An 8,347-nucleotide genomic window follows, 5' to 3' on the forward strand; every position below is an offset into this window, starting at 1 on the left:
TATTTTATAAATAAAGGGGTACTTTAGAGACGGCAATTGAACTAATACAGGAACTTTTTTCATTAAAAAGGGCGAATAGCATTTTGGAAGAAGAGGTTTTGCCCATTTGTCCAGTTAGGATAAAAATTGGCAATGAAAACGGCGGGGACTTTTGCATTTCTTCGTAAGGAAGGATGAAGAATAGTCCTAAGAGGTGAAAAGAAGTGACTGTTATTACAACCTTTAAAGAAAAAAGACGTGAAAAGCAGATTAAATACGAACGGTCCGTGCTTCGGGACCTATCCATTAATACATTAAAAGAAAGAGTGCGGCAATATTTTGGATCGACCAAGATTGCCTCAAGCCTGATTATGAATTCTGGGGTGGAAGAGGCCTGTTATGATATTGCCCTTGAAGCTTTTCTATTGGGAGCTAAATTTAGCAAATTTGGCTACCATGGGGAAAATATAGAACAGGTAAGAATGCGCTGCTTTAATGAAGAAAAGCATTTAATTGATACGTTATTTAATTTCCTCCTTTATTGGGGAAATGGTGAAGAGGGCGTCATGAGTGAATCGCTCTATTATCACTGTGAACAATATGTCCATGTCTGGTGGAGAGAGGGCTATGAAAAAGGGCAAAGACGCCATAAGCTTCGGCTTCATTAATTCAATGCCTTCATTCCTGTTCTAAAGTCCCGCCTTGTCCCATATAAATTATTGAACAAGGGACGAGCGGGAAGGAATGATTTGGTTGGTAACAAAAAGAATAAAAATCATTTTTTTTTCAGTTGGCTTATTAGCACTATTTTTAATTTTACAGTATGATTTTGCAGAGGATGATTCCTGGAAAGATTGGAGTCTTCCGCTTTCCGGAAAAATTATTCTGCTTGATGCTGGCCACGGCGGCCCGGATGGCGGGGCCGGTACGGGCGAGACGCTTGAAAAAGACATTGCTCTTAACATCACTTTAAAGGTCAGAGATTATCTGCAGCAGCAGGGTGCACTTGTTGTGATGACAAGAGAAACCGATACCGATTTGGCAGATGCTGATACTAGAGGCTACAGCAGGAGAAAAGTGGAGGATCTGAAAAACAGATTAAAGATGATTAATGAAGAGGATAATGACTTCTTTGTCAGCATTCACTTAAATGCTATACCTTCGTCAAGATGGAGCGGCGCCCAAACCTTTTACGCCCCTCATTTTAAGGAAAACGCCAGGGCGGCCAAGTTTATTCAAGAGGAGCTCAGGGAAAACTTAGAAAATACTAATCGAAAAGCCAAGCCAATAGGTGGGGTTTATATTTTAAAACATTCAAAAAAACCGGGCGTTCTGGTCGAGGTTGGTTTTCTCTCCAATCCTGCTGAAAAGGCAAAATTAAAGCGGGAGGACTATCAAGAGAAGGTTGCAGCCTCTATATATAAAGGGATCATAAGATATTTCACGAATGAAAAGGAATTAAAAGAAACAGATTAAGGGAAGGCGGGAATTAACACCTTCTCTTTTTAGCTAATAAGAACGTATAAAATTTTCCCGAATTTCACACGTTCTTAACGCATAAATTCAACTACGCCTCATGAACCGTCCTAACGGACTCGCCAATCGGCGAGTTTACATTTATTTGAGGTTATTCCTATGGCGGTGGTTTTAATGTGTGATTCAATTAACTGTATATTGCCATAGTTATGATATACTGTTAGATGGAAACGAATTCAATTGGTGAGGTGTTTTTCAATGTTAACTGAAGCAAGAATCCGCGAGGTTGTTGGCAGCCTCAAAGAGCCATTTTTACATAAAACTTTAGCAGAATTAAATGCTGTAGAAGAAATAAAAATTAAAGAAGAAAAAAGCCATGTCAGTGTCAAGGTAGCGATTGCTAGAACAGGAACGAGTGAGCAGCTGCAGCTGCAAACGCAAATTGTGAACTTGTTGAAGGAAGCGGGTGCCGCAACAGTAGGAATCCGCTTCAGCCAGCTTCCTGATGAGGTGCTTGCTGCCCATCGTCACGCTGAACCAGAAAAGGAAAAAAATCTCCTTAATTCCCAGTCCACTACCTTTATCGCAATTGCCAGCGGAAAAGGCGGAGTAGGAAAATCGACGGTATCTGTTAACCTCGCTGTTGCTCTGGCGCGCTTAGGTAAAAAGGTCGGGCTTATCGATGCCGACATTTACGGTTTCAGCGTACCGGATATGATGGGAATTACGAATCGGCCGGTTGTCCGAGGCGAAAAGATTATTCCTGTTGAGCGTTTTGGTGTTCAAGTAATTTCAATGGGATTTTTCGTAGAGGATAATTCACCAATTATCTGGCGCGGCCCAATGCTCGGAAAAATGCTCAACAGCTTTTTCAATGAGGTAGAGTGGGGAGACATAGATTATTTACTCCTGGACTTACCGCCAGGAACAGGCGACGTTGCCTTAGATGTTCATAGCATGCTGCCGGCATGTAAAGAAATTATCGTTACAACCCCGCATCCAACCGCTGCCTTTGTAGCTGCCCGCGCAGGTGCGATGGCGATGAAAACCGATCATGAAGTGCTTGGAGTTATTGAAAACATGGCCTATTTTGAAAGCAAGCTGACAGGTGAAAAGGAATATGTGTTTGGTCGCGGCGGCGGAGATAAATTGGCCGACGAGTTAAATACGGAAGTGCTTGGACGCCTGCCGCTTAACCAGCCTGATTGGAACGATGAAGACTTTGCGCCGTCCATCTATCAGGAAGACCATCAGTTAGGAAAAATTTATTTGGAAATTGCCAAAAAAGTCGCGGACCGGCTTGGAAAGTAATTTTTCGGATCTGCAGTTTTGCTGGGGTTTGAGTAGTAAAAAAGAACTGCAGCCAAAATAAAACCTCTTCCGTTTGGAGGAGGTTTTTATTTTGGGTAGTGGAATTATGAACCTTGCTCACTGCCGCTTTTGTTGTCTTTTGAGGTTTCTTTGGTATTTGCCTGCTCAGCGGCTTTTAAGAGCAATTCCTGAATTTTTGCTTTATAAAGCGGGCTGTCAATAGTCTCGGTTATTACATTTTGAAGCTGTTCACGATACTCCTTGCTTTTCAGGGCATCGGCCATTTGCTTTTGAATTTCCGGTTCCTTGAACACTTCGATCATCATGGCTCTATATTCAGGGTCATTCATTAAATCCTTAAGTAGTTTTTCATTTTCTGCCCGCATGTTCTTGGCAACGCCTTGAGCAAATTTCGCGTCGCTAAAGGTTTTTTTCCAAAACTCTGTTGCTTTATCAGAGGTTAATGTTTGTTCAATCGTCTGAGCCACGACATTTTGGTCCATCACCAGTTTTTCCTTCATTTTGTCATCGGACATGACATCTTGGATGGCTTTCTTTCCATCATCCGTCTTTAAAATATCCACGACCATTTTTTTGGTCTGATCATAATCAGGCTGCAACCCGGCGCTAAGATCGTTGTTACCGGAACAGCTAGTCAAAAAAACAAAAACAGGCAGGAGGAGCACAGTAAATTTTGCTCTCATTTTGAAGCTCCTTTCACATAAGAATCCTTAATTTTATAATGAAGAAAATGTCGAAAGATTATACGCGGTTCACTCATTTTATGGATTTTTCAAATTTTGCTTGGTACAATCAGAATGTATTATTTTTTTATGGGGGTTTATAGTGTGACAAGCCGTAACTGGGTAAGACTGTTTATGACCACATTATTAGTCGGAGGAATCACGACGGCTGTTGTAGGTTTTATTGTTCGCTGGAATGAATTTGAGTCATATTTTATTGATTTTCAAATAATCGACATCGTTTCCACAGCGGTATGGCTGCTTTTCATGGGCTTTTTATTCAGCTTGATCAGCCAAATGGGTTTTTTTGCCTATTTAACGGTCCATCGCTTCGGATTAGGTATATTTAAATCCGTCACCCTTTGGAATGGGGTTCAGGTCATTCTGCTACTGTTTGCCCTGTTTGATTTAGTTTATTTTCGCTATGTCAATTTTGCAAAAGAGGGAGATTCGCTGCTTCCTTATGTAGGGTTGGCGGTCTTTGTTTTGGCTGTCGGATTAATTGCTGCCTGGTATAAAATGAAACAAACCAACCGCGAGGCGTTTGTTCCTGCTCTTTTCTTTATGGTTGTTGTTACCCTTGTGGAGTGGATGCCAGCCCTTCAGGAAAATGAAAGAAGCTGGCTCTATTTAATGGTGGCAGCGTTACTTGCCTGCAATGCCTACCAACTGCTGGTTCTTCATAAATTAAATGCAAAGTCAGTAAAGGAACGTCAGCAACGCATAAGCGAATCAACCGATAATCGTAGAAAAAATAAAGCAGGTAAAAAATTAACAAAAAAACCGTCCGTTTAATTTTTCGGGCGGTTTTTTTATGGTTATTTTATTTCTTTAGATTGGACATCTCCGTTTGCAATCATTTCGGATACGGTTACGAATTTTAGGCCTTTTTGCCTAAGGTCCTGCAGAATTGGCGGTAAAGCCTCTGCTGTTTGTTTGGCAGAATCGGAGGCATGCAGAAGAATAATATCACCTTTTTCTGCATTCTCCACATTTTCTACAATCTTCGCTACACCTGGATTTTGCCAGTCCTTTGAATCCAAACGCCAATGTACGACTGTGTAGCCGTAACGCTTCGCAATCGATAATGTGCGTTTATCAAAATGTCCTGTTGGAGCCCTTAGAAGTTTAATCCCCTTTACATTTAACTTTTTAAAAACCTCCTGGGCCTTTAAAATGTCTTTGCTGATTTTTCCATCCTCTTCGTCCTGATAGTCTACATAGTTATAACCAAGCAGGCCGATTTCATAGCCGTCCTTGACAATCCGGCTGACAATATCCGGATGTCGCTCCGCCCAGGAACCGGATAAAAAGAATGTGGCCGACTTCACATTTTCCTTTTTCAACGTATCCAAAATAGGCTCTGCTTTAACGTCGCCCCAGCCAATATTAAATGTTAGGGCCACATCTTTTTCACCTCGGAAAACGGCTTTTGGACCATCCTTGGTTGAGAATACAGGGATTTGCGTCAGGTTCTCCATATAGAGAAACCAAGCTGTAAAGAAAGCGGCAACCATAATTAATACAACACTTTTTAACGCTTTACCATTAACAATAAAAAAGAAATTCATCGCTTCCACCTCGTCCACTGCTATCCTTGTCTCAAACATATGATGTGATTTTTAAAAATATGATGAAAGATTTTTATTATAAAAGTAAACAAAATGGAAAAGACTACTATAACATACCATTTATTGGAGGTTATCTATGTACGGGCTTTTAATCAACGAGAAGGAAGTAAAAGAAATAGAATACTTAATAAAGAGAGAAATGGATGAAATTCTTTTTGACTTAAGGGATGATCGTATTGATCATATTGTGAAAAGAGCAATGGAAGAAAGATACAAAATTCTATTTGATTTATTTAGAAGAGTCGCTTCACCAAATGAGTGTTTTAAATACATACGCAGAGGTAAGAAAGAACAAAAAAAGGGGTAAACTATGTTTTTTTGAAAAGACTGTTGACATTCGATTATTATCTTGTTATATTAATAAACGTCGCTGCTGACAAAAAAACAACTTGAAAAAAGTTGTTGACTTTTAAGTTAGCGGATGATATATTAATAAAGTCGCTCTTAAGTGGCGCGGTAAGATGGTTCTTTGAAAACTAAACAAACAAAAACGTCAACAAACAATAATATTCGTTTCATTTGAAACGAAGCCAACGTAACATTTTTGAGCTAATCAACTCAACTTTATTGGAGAGTTTGATCCTGGCTCAGGACGAACGCTGGCGGCGTGCCTAATACATGCAAGTCGAGCGAATCACTGGGAGCTTGCTCCCGGTGATTAGCGGCGGACGGGTGAGTAACACGTGGGCAACCTGCCTGTAAGACTGGGATAACTTCGGGAAACCGGAGCTAATACCGGATAATTTCTTCCCTTGCATGAGGGAAGGTTGAAAGTCGGTTTCGGCTGACACTTACAGATGGGCCCGCGGCGCATTAGCTAGTTGGTGAGGTAACGGCTCACCAAGGCGACGATGCGTAGCCGACCTGAGAGGGTGATCGGCCACACTGGGACTGAGACACGGCCCAGACTCCTACGGGAGGCAGCAGTAGGGAATCTTCCACAATGGACGAAAGTCTGATGGAGCAACGCCGCGTGAGCGATGAAGGCCTTCGGGTCGTAAAGCTCTGTTGTCAGGGAAGAACAAGTATCGGAGTAACTGCCGGTACCTTGACGGTACCTGACCAGAAAGCCACGGCTAACTACGTGCCAGCAGCCGCGGTAATACGTAGGTGGCAAGCGTTGTCCGGAATTATTGGGCGTAAAGCGCGCGCAGGCGGTCCTTTAAGTCTGATGTGAAAGCCCACGGCTCAACCGTGGAGGGTCATTGGAAACTGGGGGACTTGAGTGCAGAAGAGGAAAGCGGAATTCCACGTGTAGCGGTGAAATGCGTAGAGATGTGGAGGAACACCAGTGGCGAAGGCGGCTTTCTGGTCTGTAACTGACGCTGAGGCGCGAAAGCGTGGGGAGCAAACAGGATTAGATACCCTGGTAGTCCACGCCGTAAACGATGAGTGCTAAGTGTTAGAGGGTTTCCGCCCTTTAGTGCTGCAGCTAACGCATTAAGCACTCCGCCTGGGGAGTACGGCCGCAAGGCTGAAACTCAAAGGAATTGACGGGGGCCCGCACAAGCGGTGGAGCATGTGGTTTAATTCGAAGCAACGCGAAGAACCTTACCAGGTCTTGACATCCTCTGACACTCCTAGAGATAGGAATTTCCCCTTCGGGGGACAGAGTGACAGGTGGTGCATGGTTGTCGTCAGCTCGTGTCGTGAGATGTTGGGTTAAGTCCCGCAACGAGCGCAACCCTTGATCTTAGTTGCCAGCATTCAGTTGGGCACTCTAAGGTGACTGCCGGTGACAAACCGGAGGAAGGTGGGGATGACGTCAAATCATCATGCCCCTTATGACCTGGGCTACACACGTGCTACAATGGATGGTACAAAGGGCAGCGAAGCCGCGAGGTGGAGCCAATCCCATAAAACCATTCTCAGTTCGGATTGCAGGCTGCAACTCGCCTGCATGAAGCCGGAATCGCTAGTAATCGCGGATCAGCATGCCGCGGTGAATACGTTCCCGGGCCTTGTACACACCGCCCGTCACACCACGAGAGTTTGTAACACCCGAAGTCGGTGGGGTAACCGTAAGGAGCCAGCCGCCTAAGGTGGGACAGATGATTGGGGTGAAGTCGTAACAAGGTAGCCGTATCGGAAGGTGCGGCTGGATCACCTCCTTTCTAAGGATATAAGCTGGACATATGAGCCAGACAATACATGTTTGTTTGATTGTTTCTTGTTTGTTTAGTTTTGAGGGAATTATCTCTCAAAACCTTATTTTTTTGCTCCTGCGCCGCAGTAACTCGAGGAAGTGAATCCTCAGCTCGTCGCAAGGCTGCAAGAAGTAACGCTCTGATGTTTAATCATGATGTGATTGAAGTCAGTAGCCTTGTTCCTTGAAAACTAGATAATCGTAAAAGAAGAAGTAACCAAGTAAGAACCGAGTAATCGCCATTTTAGTTTTTCTCTCTTATTTTTAAGAGTAAAAACCTTTTAGGTTAAGTTAGAAAGGGCGCACGGTGAATGCCTTGGCACTAGGAGCCGATGAAGGACGGGACTAACACCGATATGCTTCGGGGAGCTGTAAGTAAGCGCCGATCCGGAGATTTCCGAATGGGGAAACCCACTGTTCGTAATGGAACAGTATCTTTACCTGAATACATAGGGTATTGAAGGCAGACCCGGGGAACTGAAACATCTAAGTACCCGGAGGAAGAGAAAGCAAACGCGATTCCCTGAGTAGCGGCGAGCGAAACGGGAACAGCCCAAACCGAAAGGCTTGCCTTTCGGGGTTGTAGGACACTCAACATGGAGTTACAAAGGAACGGGGTAGATGAAGCGGTCTGGAAAGGCCAGCCATAGAAGGTAAAAGCCCTGTAGTTGAAACTTCGTTCCCTCCTGAGTGGATCCTGAGTACGGCCGGACACGTGAAATCCGGTCGGAAGCAGGGAGGACCATCTCCCAAGGCTAAATACTCCCTAGTGACCGATAGTGAACCAGTACCGTGAGGGAAAGGTGAAAAGCACCCCGGAAGGGGAGTGAAAGAGATCCTGAAACCGTGTGCCTACAAGTAGTCAGAGCCCGTTCATGGGTGATGGCGTGCCTTTTGTAGAATGAACCGGCGAGTTACGATTGCATGCGAGGTTAAGTTGAAGAGACGGAGCCGCAGCGAAAGCGAGTCTGAATAGGGCGAAATAGTATGTAGTCGTAGACCCGAAACCAGGTGATCTACCCATGTCCAGGGTGAAGTCCAGGTAACACTGGATGGAGGCC

At 44.0% G+C, this 8,347-nt stretch carries 7 protein-coding genes and 2 rRNA genes (1 of these 9 cut by a window edge); 7 read left to right on the forward strand and 2 right to left on the reverse strand.

What is annotated here, in order from left to right; translation table 11 throughout:
• Positions 1–203 precede the first annotated feature (203 nt).
• The 3 genes from QNN06_RS00885 to QNN06_RS00895 all read left to right on the forward strand — a co-directional run bounded on the left by QNN06_RS00885 (position 204) and on the right by QNN06_RS00895 (position 2,766).
• Positions 204–647, forward strand: coding sequence for a YbaK family protein (locus QNN06_RS00885; protein ID WP_213121052.1), 444 nt, complete (start codon positions 204–206; stop codon positions 645–647).
• A 76-nt stretch (positions 648–723) separates the two neighbouring features.
• Positions 724–1,455: an N-acetylmuramoyl-L-alanine amidase CwlD gene (gene cwlD, locus QNN06_RS00890; RefSeq protein WP_213121051.1), complete on the forward strand. Its 732-nt coding sequence runs from the start codon at positions 724–726 to the stop codon at positions 1,453–1,455.
• Between the two features lie 258 nt (positions 1,456–1,713).
• Positions 1,714–2,766, forward strand: a complete 1,053-nt coding sequence (locus tag QNN06_RS00895) for an Mrp/NBP35 family ATP-binding protein (RefSeq protein ID WP_284036757.1) — start codon at positions 1,714–1,716, stop codon at positions 2,764–2,766.
• A 104-nt stretch (positions 2,767–2,870) separates the two neighbouring features.
• Here the strand turns inward: QNN06_RS00895 and gerD are convergent, their stop codons facing one another.
• Positions 2,871–3,470 (reverse strand): spore germination lipoprotein GerD, encoded by a 600-nt coding sequence (gerD, locus tag QNN06_RS00900; protein ID WP_213121049.1) that lies wholly within the window; start codon positions 3,468–3,470, stop codon positions 2,871–2,873.
• Between the two features lie 144 nt (positions 3,471–3,614).
• Here gerD and QNN06_RS00905 point away from each other — a divergent pair, with 144 nt between their 5' ends.
• Positions 3,615–4,304: a KinB-signaling pathway activation protein gene (locus QNN06_RS00905; protein WP_213121048.1), complete on the forward strand. Its 690-nt coding sequence runs from the start codon at positions 3,615–3,617 to the stop codon at positions 4,302–4,304.
• Positions 4,305–4,327: 23 nt separating this feature from the next.
• On the opposite strand, the gene pdaB is transcribed toward QNN06_RS00905, so the two are convergent.
• Complete coding sequence (gene pdaB, locus QNN06_RS00910; RefSeq protein WP_284036758.1) at positions 4,328–5,080, reverse strand: polysaccharide deacetylase family sporulation protein PdaB; 753 nt, start codon at positions 5,078–5,080, stop codon at positions 4,328–4,330.
• Between the two features lie 136 nt (positions 5,081–5,216).
• Between pdaB and QNN06_RS00915 the strand changes: the two genes are divergently transcribed.
• The 3 genes from QNN06_RS00915 to QNN06_RS00925 all read left to right on the forward strand — a co-directional run.
• The gene (locus QNN06_RS00915; protein ID WP_213121046.1) at positions 5,217–5,447 is read left to right on the forward strand and encodes a hypothetical protein; all 231 of its coding nucleotides are present in this window, start codon (positions 5,217–5,219) and stop codon (positions 5,445–5,447) included.
• Positions 5,448–5,704: 257 nt separating this feature from the next.
• Positions 5,705–7,254: ribosomal RNA gene (locus tag QNN06_RS00920) — 16S ribosomal RNA — on the forward strand.
• Positions 7,255–7,570: 316 nt separating this feature from the next.
• A 23S ribosomal RNA gene (locus QNN06_RS00925) occupies positions 7,571–8,347 on the forward strand (it continues 2,158 nt past the right edge of the window).
• The 16S and 23S rRNA genes sit together here, the layout of an rRNA operon.

Source organism: Neobacillus sp. 114 (genome assembly GCF_030127045.1).
GTDB lineage: Bacteria > Bacillota > Bacilli > Bacillales > Cytobacillaceae > Neobacillus > Neobacillus rhizophilus.

What these genes read in the sequence shown, in the direction of transcription:
- QNN06_RS00895 (WP_284036757.1), top strand. Translation starts at nt 1,714, where the DNA reads ATGTTAACTGAAGCAAGAATCCGCGAGGTTGTTGGCAGCCTCAAAGAG.
- gerD (WP_213121049.1), bottom strand. Translation starts at nt 3,470, where the DNA reads ATGAGAGCAAAATTTACTGTGCTCCTCCTGCCTGTTTTTGTTTTTTTG.
- cwlD (WP_213121051.1), top strand. Translation starts at nt 724, where the DNA reads ATGATTTGGTTGGTAACAAAAAGAATAAAAATCATTTTTTTTTCAGTT.
- pdaB (WP_284036758.1), bottom strand. Translation starts at nt 5,080, where the DNA reads ATGAATTTCTTTTTTATTGTTAATGGTAAAGCGTTAAAAAGTGTTGTA.
- QNN06_RS00915 (WP_213121046.1), top strand. Translation starts at nt 5,217, where the DNA reads ATGTACGGGCTTTTAATCAACGAGAAGGAAGTAAAAGAAATAGAATAC.